Source organism: Burkholderia sp. ABCPW 111, from assembly GCF_000773065.1.
GTDB lineage: Bacteria > Pseudomonadota > Gammaproteobacteria > Burkholderiales > Burkholderiaceae > Burkholderia > Burkholderia savannae.
Map to the genome: position 1 here is coordinate 122,302 of NZ_JPWT01000077.1, position 16,047 is coordinate 138,348.

General features: G+C 66.6%; 16 protein-coding genes. 9 read left to right on the top strand and 7 right to left on the bottom strand.

The window, feature by feature from the left end:
- Positions 1–20 precede the first annotated feature (20 nt).
- A complete protein-coding gene (locus tag X946_RS17780) occupies positions 21–1,136 on the top strand; it encodes a YbdK family carboxylate-amine ligase (RefSeq protein WP_038750091.1) in 1,116 nt (371 codons plus the stop codon).
- A gap of 297 nt (positions 1,137–1,433) precedes the next feature.
- Here the strand turns inward: X946_RS17780 and X946_RS31560 are convergent, their stop codons facing one another.
- Positions 1,434–1,697 carry a diguanylate cyclase gene (locus X946_RS31560; RefSeq protein ID WP_081989731.1) on the bottom strand — a complete coding sequence of 88 codons (264 nt, stop codon included), beginning with the start codon at positions 1,695–1,697 and terminating at the stop codon, positions 1,434–1,436.
- On the opposite strand from X946_RS31560, the gene X946_RS17785 reads away from it, so the two are divergent.
- From X946_RS17785 to X946_RS17800, 4 genes are all read left to right on the top strand, one after another.
- A complete protein-coding gene (locus tag X946_RS17785; protein ID WP_038750094.1) occupies positions 1,650–2,291 on the top strand; it encodes a MarR family winged helix-turn-helix transcriptional regulator in 642 nt (213 codons plus the stop codon). The genes X946_RS31560 and X946_RS17785 overlap by 48 nt on opposite strands.
- 39 nt (positions 2,292–2,330) lie before the next feature.
- Complete coding sequence (locus tag X946_RS17790) at positions 2,331–3,041, top strand: glutamine amidotransferase (RefSeq protein ID WP_038750096.1); 711 nt, start codon at positions 2,331–2,333, stop codon at positions 3,039–3,041.
- A gap of 182 nt (positions 3,042–3,223) precedes the next feature.
- On the top strand, positions 3,224–4,336 hold the full coding sequence (locus X946_RS17795; RefSeq protein ID WP_038750099.1) for an NADH:flavin oxidoreductase/NADH oxidase: 1,113 nt from the start codon (positions 3,224–3,226) through the stop codon (positions 4,334–4,336).
- A gap of 315 nt (positions 4,337–4,651) precedes the next feature.
- On the top strand, positions 4,652–5,170 hold the full coding sequence (locus tag X946_RS17800) for an SET domain-containing protein (RefSeq protein ID WP_038750102.1): 519 nt from the start codon (positions 4,652–4,654) through the stop codon (positions 5,168–5,170).
- A gap of 386 nt (positions 5,171–5,556) precedes the next feature.
- On the opposite strand, the gene X946_RS17805 is transcribed toward X946_RS17800, so the two are convergent.
- Entirely contained in the window at positions 5,557–7,023 is a 1,467-nt protein-coding gene (locus X946_RS17805; protein ID WP_038750106.1) for a sensor histidine kinase, read from the bottom strand.
- Positions 7,024–7,139: 116 nt separating this feature from the next.
- Complete coding sequence (locus X946_RS17810; RefSeq protein WP_004195796.1) at positions 7,140–7,832, bottom strand: response regulator transcription factor; 693 nt, start codon at positions 7,830–7,832, stop codon at positions 7,140–7,142.
- 120 nt (positions 7,833–7,952) lie between these two features.
- Between X946_RS17810 and X946_RS17815 the strand changes: the two genes are divergently transcribed.
- Positions 7,953–8,183: a DUF3717 domain-containing protein gene (locus tag X946_RS17815; protein ID WP_038750108.1), complete on the top strand. Its 231-nt coding sequence runs from the start codon at positions 7,953–7,955 to the stop codon at positions 8,181–8,183.
- An 82-nt stretch (positions 8,184–8,265) separates the two neighbouring features.
- Here the strand turns inward: X946_RS17815 and X946_RS17820 are convergent, their stop codons facing one another.
- Together X946_RS17820 and phhA are read right to left on the bottom strand one after the other, a co-directional pair.
- Positions 8,266–8,637: a 4a-hydroxytetrahydrobiopterin dehydratase gene (locus X946_RS17820; RefSeq protein WP_226377176.1), complete on the bottom strand. Its 372-nt coding sequence runs from the start codon at positions 8,635–8,637 to the stop codon at positions 8,266–8,268.
- A 17-nt stretch (positions 8,638–8,654) separates the two neighbouring features.
- Complete coding sequence (gene phhA / locus X946_RS17825; RefSeq protein WP_038750111.1) at positions 8,655–9,548, bottom strand: phenylalanine 4-monooxygenase; 894 nt, start codon at positions 9,546–9,548, stop codon at positions 8,655–8,657.
- A gap of 140 nt (positions 9,549–9,688) precedes the next feature.
- On the opposite strand from phhA, the gene X946_RS17830 reads away from it, so the two are divergent.
- Complete coding sequence (locus X946_RS17830; RefSeq protein WP_004195800.1) at positions 9,689–10,180, top strand: Lrp/AsnC family transcriptional regulator; 492 nt, start codon at positions 9,689–9,691, stop codon at positions 10,178–10,180.
- An 85-nt stretch (positions 10,181–10,265) separates the two neighbouring features.
- Here the strand turns inward: X946_RS17830 and X946_RS17835 are convergent, their stop codons facing one another.
- Both X946_RS17835 and X946_RS17845 read right to left on the bottom strand, forming a co-directional pair.
- Positions 10,266–10,796: a class IV adenylate cyclase gene (locus X946_RS17835; RefSeq protein WP_038750114.1), complete on the bottom strand. Its 531-nt coding sequence runs from the start codon at positions 10,794–10,796 to the stop codon at positions 10,266–10,268.
- Positions 10,797–11,237: 441 nt separating this feature from the next.
- On the bottom strand, positions 11,238–12,137 hold the full coding sequence (locus X946_RS17845; RefSeq protein WP_038750119.1) for a LysR family transcriptional regulator: 900 nt from the start codon (positions 12,135–12,137) through the stop codon (positions 11,238–11,240).
- Between the two features lie 140 nt (positions 12,138–12,277).
- Here X946_RS17845 and X946_RS17850 point away from each other — a divergent pair, with 140 nt between their 5' ends.
- Entirely contained in the window at positions 12,278–13,804 is a 1,527-nt protein-coding gene (locus X946_RS17850) for a CoA-acylating methylmalonate-semialdehyde dehydrogenase (protein WP_038750244.1), read from the top strand.
- A 254-nt stretch (positions 13,805–14,058) separates the two neighbouring features.
- Positions 14,059–15,744, top strand: a complete 1,686-nt coding sequence (locus tag X946_RS17855) for a GMC family oxidoreductase (protein ID WP_038750121.1) — start codon at positions 14,059–14,061, stop codon at positions 15,742–15,744.
- The last annotated feature ends 303 nt before the right edge of the window (positions 15,745–16,047 follow it).

Here is a 16,047-nt window from a genome sequence, read left to right on the forward strand (position 1 = left end):
CCGTTATCCGGAACCACGCCATGGCACTCGAAACCTTTGTCAATTCCGAACCGTTCACGTTCGGCATCGAGCTCGAAATCCAGATCGTCAATACGCACAACTACGATCTGACTAAAGCGTCGTCCGACCTGATGCGGCTCATCAAGGATGCGAAATTTCCCGGCAACATCACGCCGGAGATCACCGAAAGCATGATCGAGCTGTCGACGGGCATATGCCGAACGCACGATCAGGCATTGGGCGAACTGCACGCGATCCGCGACACGCTCGTCAGCGCGGCCGACCAGCTGAACGTCGGTCTCTGCGGCGGCGGCACGCACGCGTTCCAGCAATGGAGCGAGCGGCAGATCTTCGATGCGCCGCGCTTCCAGTACATCTCCGAGCTGTACGGCTATCTCGCGAAGCAGTTCACGGTGTTCGGCCAGCACGTGCATATCGGCTGTCCGGACGCCGACAGCGCGCTGTTCCTGCTGCATTCGATGTCGCGCTTCATCCCGCACTTCATCGCGCTTTCGGCGTCGTCGCCGTACGTGCAGAACGTCGACACCGGATTTCATTCTGCACGCCTGAATTCCGTGTTCGCGTTCCCGCTGTCGGGCCGCGCGCCGTTCGTGCTCACCTGGCAAGGCTTCGAGGAGTACTTCACGAAGATGGTGAACACGGGCGTCGTCAACAGCATGAAGGATTTCTACTGGGACATCCGCCCGAAGCCCGGCTACGGAACGATCGAGGTGCGCGTGATGGACACGCCGCTGTCCGTCGACCGCGCGGCCGCGATCGCGTGCTACATCCAGACGCTCGCACGCTATCTGCTGATCGATCGGCCGCTCAAGCTGTCGGAGGACGACTATCTCGTCTACACGTTCAACCGCTTCGAGGCGTGCCGCTTCGGACTCGAGGGCACCTGCGTGAATCCGCAGACGGGCGAGCGCCGGACGATCGCCGAGGACATCCTCGACACGCTCGAGCGCATCGCGCCGCACGCGGCGGCGCTCGGCTCGCGCGCGGCGCTCGACGAGATCGGCGCGCTCGCGAAGGCGCGCGTGAACGACGCGTCGTGGCTGCGGACGATTTTCAAGCAGGAAAAATCACTGAACGAAACGGTTCGCCAGCAATGTCTGCGGTGGCGGGAATGAAAAATAGTTTTTCAAATCTTCGCAGCCGGCGAGCACAGGTTTAGGTTTACCTCGACGTATACGTATGTAAACGTAGTAGTAGTTAACAAGCGCCGGCCGATTCTGTGGATAACTTGATATTTCGCCGCAAAGTCAAAGGCCTGTGGCATTGACAACGCTGCGGATCGAGTAAGAATTCCGGCGGATGCGCGGGGACGGAATTTTTTTCGGCGAGCCTGTGCTCCGAGTTGTCAAGAAACGACACACAGTTCATTCCTGTGCTTATTCAGGCGTTATCCACAGATTTGATGGGATAACTTAGCTGTGCGATTTTCCGCTCTCGCTTAGAATGTCGGCTTCGCGGTGGTCGGCGCCGACGGGGGTGCTGAAACCGCGTGCAGGTTCGCGGCGTGTGCCTCGCGGCGAACATGTCGGGTGCGCTCGGCCGGGCGCGCCCTTTTGAGACAGAGATCGAGACCTGATCTCCCCACAAACGGCCGCCTTCATAAGACGGCCGGCAACAGCGAAAAGACTATGAGCGAAGGTGTTTACGGGAACCAGGCTTCGGGGCGAGTGACCCACAGCCTGTTGCGGTTGAGCACGGCTATGCGGAGCCAGGCATGGGATTGGGCGGAAGGCGCGGGGTTGACGCCGACGCAAGGTGAAATCCTCGTGCTGCTGCTCCAACGCAAGGGGCCGATGCGTCTGGGCGAGATTGCGCGCGAAACGCAATTGACCGCCGCGACGACGAGCGATGCGGTGAGCACGCTCGAGCACAAGGGGCTAGTCGAGAAGCGTCGCGCGCTGGACGACGGCCGCGCGCTCGCGGTGCGCTTGAGCGCGCGTGGCCGCGCGGCGGCGAAGAAGGCGCTGCAGTGGCCCGACTTTCTGTCGAAGGCGGTCGGCACGCTCGGCAGCGACGAGCAGGGCGTGCTGTATCGCGCGCTGTTGAAAACGCTGCGCGAACTGCAGGTCAACGGCGACATTCCGCCGCACCGGATGTGCGTGACGTGCAAGCACTTCCAGCCGGGCAAAGCGGCGCGTAAGCCGACGTACCGTTGTTCGCTGCTCGATCTGACGATGACGGACAGCGACCTGCGTCTCGACTGCGCGGTGCACGAGGAAGCGGACGCTCTGACGCAGAAGAAGACCTGGAAGCTCTTCGCGCAGGCGTGATGCGCGTCGGGCGGCCGCCTGTTCTCGCCGGAGGCGCTGATGAACGCTGAAGCCGTTGCGATTCGCCACGTGCATTTCGAGGACCTCGGGAGTTTCGAGCAGGTGCTCGGCGAGCGCGGCCGGCGTGTGCGGTACGTCGACGTCGGCGGTTCTCGCGTCGAGGCGCTCGACCCGCTCGAGCCGTCGCTGCTCGTCATGCTGGGCGGGCCGATCAGCGCGTACGACGACGAGCTGTATCCGACGACGGCGCCGCTCACGGCGCTCGTCGGCAAGCGAATCGAGGCCGGCTTGCCGACGCTCGGTGTCTGTCTCGGTTCGCAGCTGATCGCGCGTGCGCTCGGCGCACGCGTGTATCCGGCCGCGACGAAGGAACTCGGCTGGATGCCGCTCACGCTGACGGACGCGGGGCGCGCGTCACCGCTGCGCCATGTCGACGGCGCGATCACGTCGATGATGCATTGGCACGGCGACACGTTCGACCTGCCGGCGGGCGCGATCCATCTCGCATCGACGCCGACGTGCCGCAACCAGGCTTTCTCGTGGGGCACGCACGTACTCGCGCTTCAATGCCATCCGGAGATCCGCGCGGACCGCTTCGAGCCCTGGCTGATCGGTCATGCGGGCGAGATCGCGGCAACGCCCGGGACTGACGCGAAACGATTGCGCGAGCAGACTGCGCAGCTCGGCCCGACGCTCGAACGCGCCGCGCGTGCGATGTTCGGCGAGTGGCTCGATTCCGTCGGGCTGTAGGGCCGCCGCGCTTGGCCGTTTTCGGCCGCGCGTATCCGAGCGAATGCGGCAGGTGCGAGGCGCGCTGCCGATCGCGGTACCGTTTCCGTCCAGTTCCATTCCGCGCGTCATGGCGCTCGCGGCAAGCGTGCGCGCCGCGTGCTAACCTCGGTCGCTCGACTTCCTACGTGAGAGCGGCTGCCATGAGCGCGTTGTTTTCTCCGTTCACGCTGCGCGGCGTGACCCTTCCCAATCGCATCGTGATTTCGCCGATGTGCCAGTACTCCGCCGAAAACGGCGAGGCGCGCGCATGGCACATGATCCATCTCGGTCATCTCGCGCTCTCCGGGGCGGGGCTCCTCTGCATCGAAGCAACGGCGGTCGAGCCCGATGGCCGCATATCGCCCGCGGATCTCGGTTTGTGGAGCGACGCGACCGAAGCCGCGCTCGAACCCGTGCTCGCGGCGGTCCGCAAGTATTCGCCGATTCGAGTCGCGATGCAGATCTCGCACGCGGGGCGCAAGGCGTCGAGCGACGTGCCGTGGAACGGCGGGGAGTTGATTCCCGTCGACCGGGGCGGCTGGCAGCCGCATGCGCCGTCCGCGATTCCGCATCGAGACGACGAGCCGCCGCCGCTCGCGCTCGATGCGGCCGGGCTCGAACGCGTGCGCCGAGCGTTCGTCGAATCGGCGAAGCGTGCGGCGCGTCTCGGCATCGATGCGCTCGAAGTGCACGCGGCGCATGGCTATCTGCTGCATCAATTTTTGTCGCCGCTCGCGAATTGCCGCACCGATGCGTACGGCGGCTCGCTCGAGAACCGGATGCGCTTTCCGCTCGAAGTGTTCGACGCGGTACGCGCCGCGTTTCCGGACGATCGTCCGGTTGGCGTGCGGGTGTCCGCGACCGATTGGGTGTCGGGCGGCTGGGAGCTCGACGAGACGATCGCGTTCGCGCACGAGCTGAAGCGGCGCGGCTGCGACTGGATCGACGTGTCGTCGGGCGGCGTGTCGCCGCTGCAGAAGATTCCGCTGTCGCCCGGCTATCAGGTGCCGTTCGCTCAGGCGGTCAAGCGCGCGGCCGGCATGCCGACGGTCGCCGTCGGCCTCATCTCCGATCCCGAGCACGCGAATCGCCTAATCGAAGCGGGCGATGCGGACTTCGTCGCGATGGCGCGCGCGATGCTCTATGATCCGCGCTGGCCGTGGCACGCGGCCGCGAAGCTCGGCGCGACGGTCAGTGCGCCGCCGCAGTACTGGCGTTCGCAGCCGCGCGAGCACAAGGCGCTGTTCGGCGACGCGTCGTTCGGCCAGCGTTGAGCTTGGTGCGCGCACTCGGATTCGCGCGAGGCGTGGGCGAGTGATCGGGGAGTGATCGGAGAGTGATGGGCGGGCAGCGCGCCCGCCGATTCGCGGCGCACCGTGATTTCCGCTGATTTCGCGCGGTTTCGAGCGTCGAGCGGCCGTTCGATGTTGAACGAAGCAATCCCGAACGTGTAGGATTCGGGTGATTCGCACTCGGCCGACGCACGGCATGCAATGCCGCATGCGTCGCGGCCGACGAAGCGGCGCGAGCGACATGCGATGCGCGGCGCGATCGTTTCAGTTTCAAGTCGTCTTCAAAGGATTCGTTCGATGAGTTCACGCAGGATCGTGGTACGCCGCTCGGGCGTTCACGGCAAGGGCGTATTCGCCGCGGCGCCGATCAAGGCGGGAGAGCGCGTAGTCGAATACAAGGGCGAGCGGATCTCGTGGAAAGAGGCGCTGCGCCGCCATCCGCACGACCCGAACGATCCGAATCACACGTTCTACTTCGCGCTCGAAGAGGGCGGTGTGATCGACGGCAAGATCAACGGCAACAGCGCGCGCTGGATCAATCATTCGTGCGCGCCGAACTGCGAAGCCGAGGAAGTGGGCGGGCGCGTGTTCATCCATGCGCTGCGCGACATCGACGAGCAGGAAGAATTGTTCTACGACTACGGCCTCGTGATCGATGCGCGCCTGACGAAGAAGCTCAAGCGCGAATACGCGTGCCGTTGCGGCGCGGCGTCGTGCCGGGGCACGCTGCTGGCGACGCCGGAAGAAGACGAAGGCAAGAAAAAGAAGAAGGCAAAGAAAGGCGGCAAGGACAAGGATAAGAAAAAGAAGAAGTGACGCCGCCGCGGTGATGCGATGCGAACGGCGGGCGCGCGCCGCGATTTCGTTCGATAGGACGGCCGAATCGAGACGGGCCGTCCCGATATTTTCCGATCCCAACTAATTGGCTCGCGCGCGGCTGCGGAGGTTTGGCGGCGGCGACGCGCGTCGTTGGGCCGAGTCGTCGAGTGCGTTCGAGAACGCGTCGTCCAGCGGTGTCGCGCGCGAATGTTCCTTCGGCGCGCGTTTCGATTGCCGCATACGCGGCCGTGAATCGGGCATTCGGATTCTTCCGAGGGACGACGTGACGCGCATGCGGCGAGCCGCATCGCCCGATCATGCGCATCGCATCCGCACGTCGAACCGCTCGCGCGCGGCACGCGGCCGCACGAGCAGCAGCTTCGTCAGGCCGAAGCGGTCGGCGATTCCGACGGACGAGGCGCGGGCGCAGACGGTTTGTCCGCGAGCGGCACCTGCACGACGAAGCGCGAGCCGCCTTCGGGCGCGTCCGAGTACGACACCGTGCCGCCGTGCATCGCGATGATGTCGTGGACGATCGCAAGGCCGAGGCCCGCGCCCGTCTCGACGCCGCTGCCGCTTTGCGCGTCGCCGCGGAAAAAGCGCTTGAAGAGGTCTGCCTGCTGTCCCGCCGGCACGCCGGAGCCGTTATCCTCGACGACGATCTCGGCCGCGGGCATGCCGTCGCCGAGCGCGATTCGCGACACGTCGACCGTGATCCGCGCGCCTTGCGGCCGCGCGAGCGGCACGTACTTCAGCGCGTTGTCGAGCAGGTTCGCGATCACCTCGCGCAGCAGCACCGGATTGCCGCGCACGATGAGCGGCTCGTCGTCGGCGCGGCCGTCGCCGCGCTGAAAGCCGAGATCGACGTGCGCGGCGAGCGCGCGCGGCACCCATTCGGCACCGGTTTCGAACGCGAGGCCGGCGAGATCGACGTCGACGAAGCGGGCCGCTTGTTCGCCGGGCTCCGCGCGCGCGAGCGACAGCAATTGATTCGACAGCCGCACCGCACGGTCTGCCGCCGAGCGCAACTCGCGCACCGCGGTCAGCGCCTGCTGCGGATCGCGCGCGATGGCCGCTTGTTCCGCATGCAGCTTGATCGCGGTGAGCGGCGTGCGCAACTGGTGCGCGGCGTCGGCGATGAACTTGCGCTGCGCGTCGAGCGCGGTTTTCAGGCGGCCGAGCAGCGCGTTCATCGCGCTCGTGAGCGGCCGGATTTCGAGCGGCACCTCGGTTTCGTCGACGGGCTCAAGCGACGTGTGGGTCTGCCGGTTCAGCGAATCGGCGAGATGCGTGAGCGGGCCGAGCTGCTGATTGACGACGCGCCACACGATTCCCCAGCCGGCGAGCAGCAGCAGCAGCAGCGGCATCATGATCGCAACCAGGAATTCGGCCGCGATCCGGTAGCGGTAGCGCACCGGCTGCGCAACCTCGACGATCATCGGATTGCCGCTTTCCGTCTGCTCGACGCGCACTTGCGCCACGCGCACCGCCTGGTTTTCGTATTCGGCCTCGAACACGTACGCAACGTGCATCCGGCGCACGCTCGTGCCTTGCAGCGGCAGCTTCGGATCGCCGGCAAGCTCGTGCTCGCCGTCGCTGATCCGGTAGATCAGCTGCTCGGTCGGATCGGAGAACATCGCCTGCGCGAGGGGCGGCACCGTGAACGGCGCATCGGGGCCGGCGATCTGGATCTGTTTCGAGATGGCCGATGCGAGATCGGCGAGCGATCGATCGACGACATGCTGTGTGTATTGCCACGCGAGCCAGTACGCAATGAGGCCGCTCATCAGCGCGAGCATCGACAGCGGCGCGGCGAGGCGGCGCAACAGCGTGCGGCGCAGGCTGGTCACAGCCGGATCAAGGGACATCGCGCGAAAGAAAAAGATAAGCGCCGCTTCGCGAAGCGGCGCGGGTAGGGCGTGCGGCACGCGCGGCCGCGGCGTGCCGCACGCGCGGCGTCAGGCCGTCAGACGCTCGCCGTCTGGCGGATCTCCTGCAGCAGATAGCCGAAGCCGCGCACCGTGACGATCTCGACACGGCACTGCTCGAGCTTCTTGCGCACCCGGTGCACGTAGACTTCGATCGCGGTGTCGCCGAGATCGCCGCCGAAGTGCGTCAGGTGATCCTGCAGCTGCGCCTTGCTGACGACGCGCCCGTGACGCAGCAGCAGCATTTCGAGCACCGCGAATTCGCGCGGCGACAGCTCGAGCGGCTTGTCGTCGTTGAAGATGCGGCGATCGACGCCCGACAGGCGCACGCCGCCGAGCGACACTTCCGGGCGCGGCATGTCGCTGTGCGGGCCGCTGCGGCGCATCACCGCGCGAATCCGCGCTTCGAGCTCCGCGGGCTCGAACGGCTTGAGCATGTAGTCGTCGGCGCCCGAGTTGAGGCCTTGCACGCGATCGTTCAGCTCGTCGCGCGCGGTCAGCACGATGACGGGCGTGTGGCGGTTGGTCTGGCGGAAGCGCGACAGCAGCGTCATGCCGTCGATGCCGGGCAGGCCGAGGTCGAGGATCACGAGCTCGTGGCGATTTTGCGCGAGCGCCTGCTCGGCAAAGATGCCGTCGTGAACCATGTCGACGGTGAAGCCCGCTTGTTCGAGGCTGCTTTGAATGCCGCGTGCGATGGGGCGGTCGTCTTCGATCAGAAGGAGTCGCATGAGATTCGCTCAAGTACAATGGGTTGGCGGTTCAGGCACGCGGGACAGCACGACGCCATTTCCACGAAAACGTCGCATGCCCGGCAACGAGCAGGACGGCCAGCAACGAACATTTCGATCATGTCCGATATTTCGATCCACGAACTCGAAGCCGCGATCAATTTCTGGCGGGCCCGCTCGCCGTCGAGCGGCGACGAACTCGAACTCTGCGAAGAGGCTAGCGCGCTTTCCAAACCGTATGCGTTGCTGATTGTACAGCGCCAAAGTGCGCTGCAACTGGAAGGATTAGACCCTAAAGCACGCAACGCATGGGACTCTTACGTTCGACTTAACAACGGCTTGGAAGGCTGAAGGCTTTCGCTTCATTCAGCATAGAAAACGCTTACTGAAAGCGATACGTTGACGATCCGTTTTCGAATCTCCATCAGGGTAATTACGCAGCCTTTGCGTGCTTGCCCACTTCCTCGATGAAATGCGCGAGCTTGATGTCGCGTTCGGTGAGGCCGTCTGCGTCGTGCGTCGACAGCGTGACGTCGACGCGGTTGTAGACGTTGAACCACTCGGGATGGTGATTCATTTCCTGCGCCTTGATCGCCACGCGCGCCATGAACCCGAACGCCTCGTTGAAATCGGCGAAGCGAAAACTGCGCTGGATCGCGTCGCGGCCCGGGACGGCCGTCCAGTGAGGCAGGCTTTCGAGTTGCGTCTTGCGTTCTTCCGATGTGAGCTTGTGAATCATTTTCATACCTCGTCCGATGGCGGCGCGGCCGAGCCAGTTCGCGCGGCGGCGCGCCGTATCGGCCATTCTTTCATAATTGTTCGTCAGGCGTCTTCATCGGTTGCCCAGCCTTCGCCCGTGCCGCGCGTGAGCACATGATCGCCGTCAAGCACCGCGCCCGCCGCGTGCTCGGGCGCGTCGGCGAGGCGGGCGGCGAGCATGCGCGCGTCGACGTGGGCGAGCGCGAAGAGCTGCGCGAAATCGTCGATCACGAAGTAGGTCTTCTGGAACGTGTCGATTCGATAGCGGGTCCGCATCACGCGTTCGAGATCGAAGCCGATCCGGTTCGGCGCCGCGCTCTCCAGGCTGTAGAGCGTCTCGCCCTTGCTCGACACGATGCCCGCGCCGTAGATTCGCAGCCCGTTTTCGCCGCGCGCATCGCGGATCAGGCCGAATTCGACCGTGTACCAATAGAGGCGCGCAAGGAGCGCGAGCGCGCGCGGATCGTCGGCGACGCCGAGCGCCGCGCGGCCGTACGCGTGCATGTAGTCGGCGAACACCGGATCGATGAGAAGCGGCACGTGGCCGAACAGGTCGTGGAAGCAGTCCGGCTCCTGCAGGTAATCGAGCTGGTCCGGGCGGCGCATCCACCAGGTGACCGGAAACCGCCGGTTCGCGAGGTGCTCGAAGAATACGGCGTCCGGCACGAGGCCCGGCACGGCGACGATGCGCCAGCCGGTCGCGGGCTCGAGCCGGCGGTTTACGTCGGCGAACGACGGCACGCGATCGGCCGGCAGGCCGATGCGCGCGAGCCCGTCGACGAACGCGTCGCACGCGCGGCCGCGCAGCAGCGACGCCTGGCGCGCATGGAGCTGGCGCCACACCGCGTGGTCGGCCTCGCCGTAGCGGGCGAGCGGCTGGTCGATGGTGAAATCGGCGCGGGTTTCGAGGCCCGCGTCGAACTGTTCCTTCAGTTTCGCGGTGACGACGGTGGACATGGTGAACGCTTGCTTCGCATCGGTTGGGATGCCTGCAAGTGTAGGGCGGGACTTGCGCGGATTGGGCGCAAAGTCAGCGGCTATTCGGCTTTAAATGCGATAATCTCGCATTGATACGCAAAATCACGCGGAGAATTTTCATGCTGGAACTCGATCACTTCGATTTGGCGCTGCTCGACGTGTTGCAGCGCTTCGGCCGCGCGACGCATCAGCAGCTCGGCGAGGAAGTGCCGCTGTCGCCGTCGCAGATCGGCAGGCGGCTGCAGCGGCTCGAGGCGGCGGGCGTGATCGACGGCTACCGCGTCGTGCTGCGGCCCGAGCGGCTCGGGCTCGGCGTCACCGCGTTCACGAGCCTGAAGCTCAAGCATCACGGCGATTCGATCATCGAGCAGTTCCAGCAGCAGATCGACGTGCTGCCCGAAGTGCTCGAATGTCATGCGGTGGTCGGCGACGCCGATTATCTGCTCAGGATCGTCGCGCCGGATTTGAACGCGCTGTCGTCGTTCGTGATGAAGAAGCTGATGCGGGTGCCGGGCGTGGACAGCGTACGCTCGAACATCGTGCTCACGACGTTCAAGCGCAACGGGCCGCTGCCGCTCGGCCATCTCGCGTCCGGCGCGCCCGCCGCGTGACGCGTGACGCGGGCGCGGCGCGGCTGACGACAGGCGGCCGGCGGGCGGGCGCGCTTTGCCCGCACGTCCGCCTCGCCGGCGTGCGTTACGCGGCCGGTTCGGCCTGCGCGTTCAGCAGATCGACGTACGCAACCGCGACGAGATCGTCGCTCGACACGCCGAGCTTTTCGAACACCGCGTGCGCTTCCGCGTGGCCGCCTTCCTCGTCGTCGTCCGGCGCAAGCACCACTTCGAGCTCGACGAAGTCGCCCAGGCCGTCGACGCGGTCGAGGTGAATTCGCGTGCGGCCCGCCAGGTAGACGTGCCGCTCCTTTGTCACGATGCCGCGGGTCGTCAGCGCGGTCGCGAGCAGCGCGTGCATTGCGTCCGGATTCGTCACCGGGCTGCGCGTGTAGTACGACGCCTTCGGGCCGTCCTGGTCGTCGCGCTGATAGAAGATCAGCTCGGCGGGCGTGCCGTCCTCGAAGCGGCGCAGCTTTAGCCGGCCGCGCGGCACGTCGTAGAAGAAATCCTGCTGGCGGTAGAAGAGGGGCGCGTCGGGCGCCAGCTCGGCGGCCCGTTCGCGCAATCGTTCGAATTCGCGCGCGCGGGCTTTGATCTCGATGTTGCGGGCCATGCGGGTCTCCTGTGAAGAGCGTTTGCGGGTCCGGACGAACCATCCAGAAGCCCCATTCTATCGGGGCGCGAGCGCTTTTGACGCGACGTGCAACGGGGCCTGCCGCATTCGGCGGAAACGGCCGCGCGGCGGGCGGTCGAGCCCGGTGAGCGGCGCGCCGTGGCCGGGTACGTCATGCGCAAGGGCGGCGCCGTTTGCGGCGACGCCGCGCGGCACGGCGCGATTCGCGGTGCGGCACGGCACGATTGGGCGCGGCGCGACTTGGTGCGGCCCGGCGCGATGAGTGGGATCGAGCGCGACGGTCGCGGCGCGACATTGCGCCGCAATCACGCGATTCGACGCCGAAGCGATTGCGCGAGGCGTGCCCTGATTCAATTCAGGTCGCGACCGTGGCGTTCCACCTGTCCAGGTCTTCGCCGCCGCTTCGATCATCAGCGGCGCTCATATCGCCCATTGCTCGTCGATGAGGCGCAGCGCGGCGGCGATCGCGCGCTCGTCGCGCCGCTCGGCGAGCGTGACGAACGTGAGCTCGGCGGGCACGGCGACATGCTCGACGATCGTGAGCGCGTGCGCGTGCGCTTCCCGCAGCGCGACCGAGTCGCGCGCGAGCGTCAGGCCGACGCCCGACTTGACGAGATCGAGCATCGACGTCTCCTGATCGACTTCGGCGACCTTGACGGGCTGCACGAGCGCGTCGGCGAAGCGGCGCGACAGGAGCCGCTGGTGCGCGGACGCGGCGGGCGTCCAGATCCACGGCAGCGCGGCGAGCTCGCGCCACGTGCGCGCGCGCTGCACGCGTTCCTTCCAGCCGGCGGGCGCGAGCACCCGATAGCGGAACTGCGTGAGCGTCACCGTGTGGAAGCGCCCGGCGTCGCGCGGATCGTCTTCTTCCGGCCGGCCGATGTAGTAGCCGACGTCGAGCTCGCGCGAGCGGACCTGATCGAGCACCCAGCCGGACATCCCGTGCCGCAGCGCCGTCTCGATCTGCGGATAGGTTTCGACGAGCCGCTTCAGGAAGCCGCCGAGCCGCAGGAATTCGGGGTCGAGGATCGTGCCGATCCGCAGCCGCCCGCGCACTTCGTGCCGCAGCGCGGCGGCCGCGCGCTTCACGTCGGCCGCCGCGTCGAGCGCGCGCTCCGCGTGCGGCAGCAGCGCCTGGCCGTCGCGCGTGAGCACGAGCCCGCGCGACGTGCGCACGAACAGGCCGACGCCGAGCAGATCCTGCAGATTCTTGATCTGCAGGCTGACGGCGGGCTGCGTCAGATGCAGTTGCGTCGCCGCGCGCGTGAGATTGCCCTCGCGCGCGACCGCGACGAACGCGCGGAGCAGAGTCAGGTCCATCGAGCAATATTAGCGCTGCTTATAACGCAATTGAGCATAACTCATTGGATCGCGTACGGGGCTCGCGGGTACGCTTCTTTCCCGACGCACGCGGCTCGCGTGCGCAGCCGAGCGCGGCGACGGCAAACACGGAGGACGACATGAACGGCAGCACCCATTCGAACGATTCGCGCGTGCGCGCATTGACCCATTTCATCGGCGGTCGCGCGGTCGACGGCGCGAGCGACCGCTACGGCGACGTATTCAACCCGGCGTTCGGCAACGTGGCGGCGCGCGTGCCGCTCGCCACCGTCGCGGAAGTCGGTTCGGCCGTCTCGGCCGCGGCCGCGGCGTTCCCCGCGTGGAGCGAGACGCCGCCGCTCAAGCGCGCCCGCGTGATGTTCAAGTTCAAGGAACTGCTCGACCGCCATCACGACGAGCTCGCCGAGCTGATCACCCGCGAGCACGGCAAGGTGTTCTCGGACGCGAAGGGCGAAGTGATGCGCGGCATCGAGATCGTCGAGTTCGCGTGCGGGATTCCGAGCCTGCTGAAAACCGATTTCACCGATCAGATCGGCGGCGGCATCGACAACTGGAACCTGCGGCAGCCGCTCGGCGTCGTCGCCGGGGTCACGCCGTTCAACTTCCCGATGATGGTGCCGTGCTGGATGTTCCCGGTCGCGATCGCGTGCGGCAATACGTTCGTGCTGAAGCCGTCCGAGCGCGATCCGTCGGCGTCGATCCGGCTCGCCGAGCTGCTGAAGGAAGCGGGGCTGCCCGACGGCGTGTTCAACGTCGTGCACGGCGACAAGACCGCCGTCGACGCGCTGATCGCACATCCGGACATTGCCGCCTTGTCGTTCGTCGGCTCGACGCCGATCGCCGAATACATTCACACGGAAGCCGCGCGGCGCGGCAAGCGCGTGCAGGCGCTCGGCGGCGCGAAGAACCATCTCGTCGTGATGCCGGACGCGAACCTCGATCAGGCGGTCGATGCGCTCATCGGCGCCGCTTACGGATCGGCGGGCGAGCGCTGCATGGCGATCTCGGTGGCGGTGGCGGTGGGCGGCGTCGCCGACGCGCTCGTCGAGCGGCTCGCCGCACGCGCGAAGACGCTGAAGATCGGCGACGGGATGGAATCCGACGTCGAAATGGGGCCGCTCGTGACGGCCGCGCATCGCGCGAAGGTGTCCGCGTATATCGACGCGGGCGTCGCGGCGGGCGCGAAGCTCGTCGTCGACGGGCGCGATCACGTCGTCGAAGGGTGCGAGAGCGGCTTTTTTCTCGGCGGCACGCTGTTCGATGACGTCGCGACCGACATGTCGATTTACCGCGAGGAAATCTTCGGGCCGGTGCTGGCCGTCGTGCGCGTGCCGGACTTCGCAAGCGCGGTCGCGCTCATCAACGCGCACGAGTTCGCGAACGGCGTGTCGTGCTTCACGTCCGACGGCGGCATCGCGCGCGCGTTCGCGCGGCAGATCCAGGTCGGGATGGTCGGCATCAACGTGCCGATTCCGGTGCCGATGGCGTGGCATTCGTTCGGCGGCTGGAAGCGCTCGCTGTTCGGCGATCACCACGCGTACGGCGAGGAGGGCGTGCGTTTCTACACGCGCTACAAGAGCGTGATGCAGCGCTGGCCGGACAGCATCGCGAAGGGCGCGGAGTTCACGATGCCCGTCGCGAAGTGACGCGAGCGCAACCGATGCACTGACGCTGCCGCGCGCGCACCGCAAAGGGCCCGCGCGCGGTCTATGCTTTAACGGCACGGCACGGCACGGCACGGCACGGCACGGCACGGCACGGCACGACACGGCACGACACGACACGACACGACACGGCACGGCACGACACGACAGCGGGCGCGACGCGCGGCCTGCGCCGCGGCGCGCACGACGGCGGCCCGCGCAAGGACCGCCGCACCCATATTGAGGAGACGGAGAAGGTGGCTACCGAACGTACGCTCGAAGGCGAATTCGATTATGTGATCGTCGGCGCCGGCACGGCGGGCTGCGTGCTCGCGAACCGGCTCACCGAGGACCCCGACGTGACCGTGCTGCTGCTCGAAGCCGGCGGCAAGGATGACTATCACTGGGTCCACATTCCGGTCGGCTATCTGTATTGCATCGGCAATCCGCGCACCGACTGGCTCTACAAGACCGAGCCCGAAGCGGGCCTGAACGGCCGCGCGCTGTCGTATCCGCGCGGGCGCGTGCTGGGCGGCTCGTCGTCGATCAACGGGATGATCTACATGCGCGGCCAGCGCGACGACTACGACGAATGGGCGCGGGCGACGGGCGACGCGGGCTGGTCATGGGACAGCGTGCTGCCGGTCTTCAAGCGCAGCGAGGATCATCACGCGGGCGCGAGCGACGCGCACGGCGCGGGCGGCATGTGGCGCGTCGAGAAGCAGCGGCTGCGCTGGGAGATCCTGGAAGCGTTCGCGCAGGCCGCGCAGCAGACGGGCATTCCGTCGACCGACGATTTCAATCGCGGCGACAACACGGGCGTCGGTTATTTCGAAGTCAATCAGAAGCGCGGCATTCGCTGGAACGCGTCGAAGGCGTTCCTGCGTCCCGCGCTCTCGCGGCCGAACCTCACCGTGATCACCGGCGCGCAGGCCGAGCGGCTCGTGTTCGACGGCAAGCGCTGCGCGGGCGTCGAGTATCGCGGCGGCGGCGCGCCCTTCGTCGCGCGCGCGCGCGGCGAAGTGCTGCTCGCGTCGGGCGCCGTGAATTCGCCGCCGCTGCTCGAGCTGTCCGGCATCGGCGACGGCAACCGGCTGCAGGCGCTTGGCGTCGGCGTGGTCGCGGATCTGCGCGGCGTCGGCGAAAACCTTCAGGATCACTTGCAGTTGCGCATGGCGTTTCGCGTGCGCGGCGTGCGCACGCTCAACACGCTGTCCGCGCACTGGTGGGGCAAGCTGTGGATTGGCCTGCAATATGCGCTGATGCAGCGCGGGCCGATGTCGATGGCGCCGTCGCAGTTGGGCGCGTTCGCGAAATCGGACCCGAACGATCCGTCGCTCGCGCGGCCCGATCTCGAATACCACGTGCAGCCGCTGTCGCTCGAGCGTTTCGGCGAGCCGCTGCATCGCTTCAACGCGTTCACTGCTTCGGTCTGCCATCTGCGGCCGACGTCGCGCGGCAGCATTCATGCAACGTCGCCCGACCCGGCGCACGCGCCGTCGATCGCGCCGAACTATCTGTCGACCGATTACGATCGTCACGTCGCGGCGAACGCGCTGCGCCTCACGCGCCGGATCGCCGCCGCGCCCGCGCTTGCGCGCTATGCACCCGAGGAAATCCTGCCGGGCTCCCAGTATCTGAGCGAGGAAGAATTGATCGCCGCGGCGGGCGCGGTCGGCACGACGATCTTCCATCCGGTCGGCACGTGCCGGATGGGGCGCGCGGACGATCCGCACGCGGTCGTCGACAGCCGCCTGCGCGTGCTTGGCGTGACGGGGCTGCGGGTCGTCGATGCGTCGGTGATGCCGACGATCACGTCGGGCAATACGAACTCGCCGACGTTGATGATCGCCGAGCGCGCGAGCGACATGATCCGCGCGGATCGTCGCGGCGCGGCGGAGCGCGGCGCGGCCGCGCACGCGGATGCCGCGCTGCCGTCGTAAAACCTACACGATCCGTTGAAAGATCCGGCAAACAATCGCAATAAAAAAACAGCCGAGGGTTAACCCAAAAGCGCAGCCGGCTATCGCGCGCGCACTCGATCGCGGCAGTGGTTTTCGATTCGTACCGGAACGCGTTTTCTTGTCGAGAATATTTTCGCCGCGCGCGGAAAAAATGCATGCGGCATCAGGGTTTGCGCGAGATCTGAAACGATTTCGCGCTAACCGATCGGCTGCGCGGCAATACGCGAGCGTATTGATCTGGAAATCAAAAAAAACGAGTAAAAAATGCTTGCGTCTGTCGTG

Coding starts and splice junctions, on each gene's coding strand:
- X946_RS17815 (WP_038750108.1), top strand. CDS start 7,953: ATGTCCGATATTTCGATCCACGAACTCGAAGCCGCGATCAATTTCTGG.
- X946_RS17785 (WP_038750094.1), top strand. CDS start 1,650: ATGAGCGAAGGTGTTTACGGGAACCAGGCTTCGGGGCGAGTGACCCAC.
- X946_RS17790 (WP_038750096.1), top strand. CDS start 2,331: ATGAACGCTGAAGCCGTTGCGATTCGCCACGTGCATTTCGAGGACCTC.
- X946_RS17810 (WP_004195796.1), bottom strand. CDS start 7,832: ATGCGACTCCTTCTGATCGAAGACGACCGCCCCATCGCACGCGGCATT.
- X946_RS17780 (WP_038750091.1), top strand. CDS start 21: ATGGCACTCGAAACCTTTGTCAATTCCGAACCGTTCACGTTCGGCATC.
- X946_RS17820 (WP_226377176.1), bottom strand. CDS start 8,637: ATGGCCGATACGGCGCGCCGCCGCGCGAACTGGCTCGGCCGCGCCGCC.
- phhA (WP_038750111.1), bottom strand. CDS start 9,548: ATGTCCACCGTCGTCACCGCGAAACTGAAGGAACAGTTCGACGCGGGC.
- X946_RS17795 (WP_038750099.1), top strand. CDS start 3,224: ATGAGCGCGTTGTTTTCTCCGTTCACGCTGCGCGGCGTGACCCTTCCC.
- X946_RS17850 (WP_038750244.1), top strand. CDS start 12,278: ATGAACGGCAGCACCCATTCGAACGATTCGCGCGTGCGCGCATTGACC.
- X946_RS17835 (WP_038750114.1), bottom strand. CDS start 10,796: ATGGCCCGCAACATCGAGATCAAAGCCCGCGCGCGCGAATTCGAACGA.
- X946_RS17830 (WP_004195800.1), top strand. CDS start 9,689: ATGCTGGAACTCGATCACTTCGATTTGGCGCTGCTCGACGTGTTGCAG.
- X946_RS17845 (WP_038750119.1), bottom strand. CDS start 12,137: ATGGACCTGACTCTGCTCCGCGCGTTCGTCGCGGTCGCGCGCGAGGGC.
- X946_RS17800 (WP_038750102.1), top strand. CDS start 4,652: ATGAGTTCACGCAGGATCGTGGTACGCCGCTCGGGCGTTCACGGCAAG.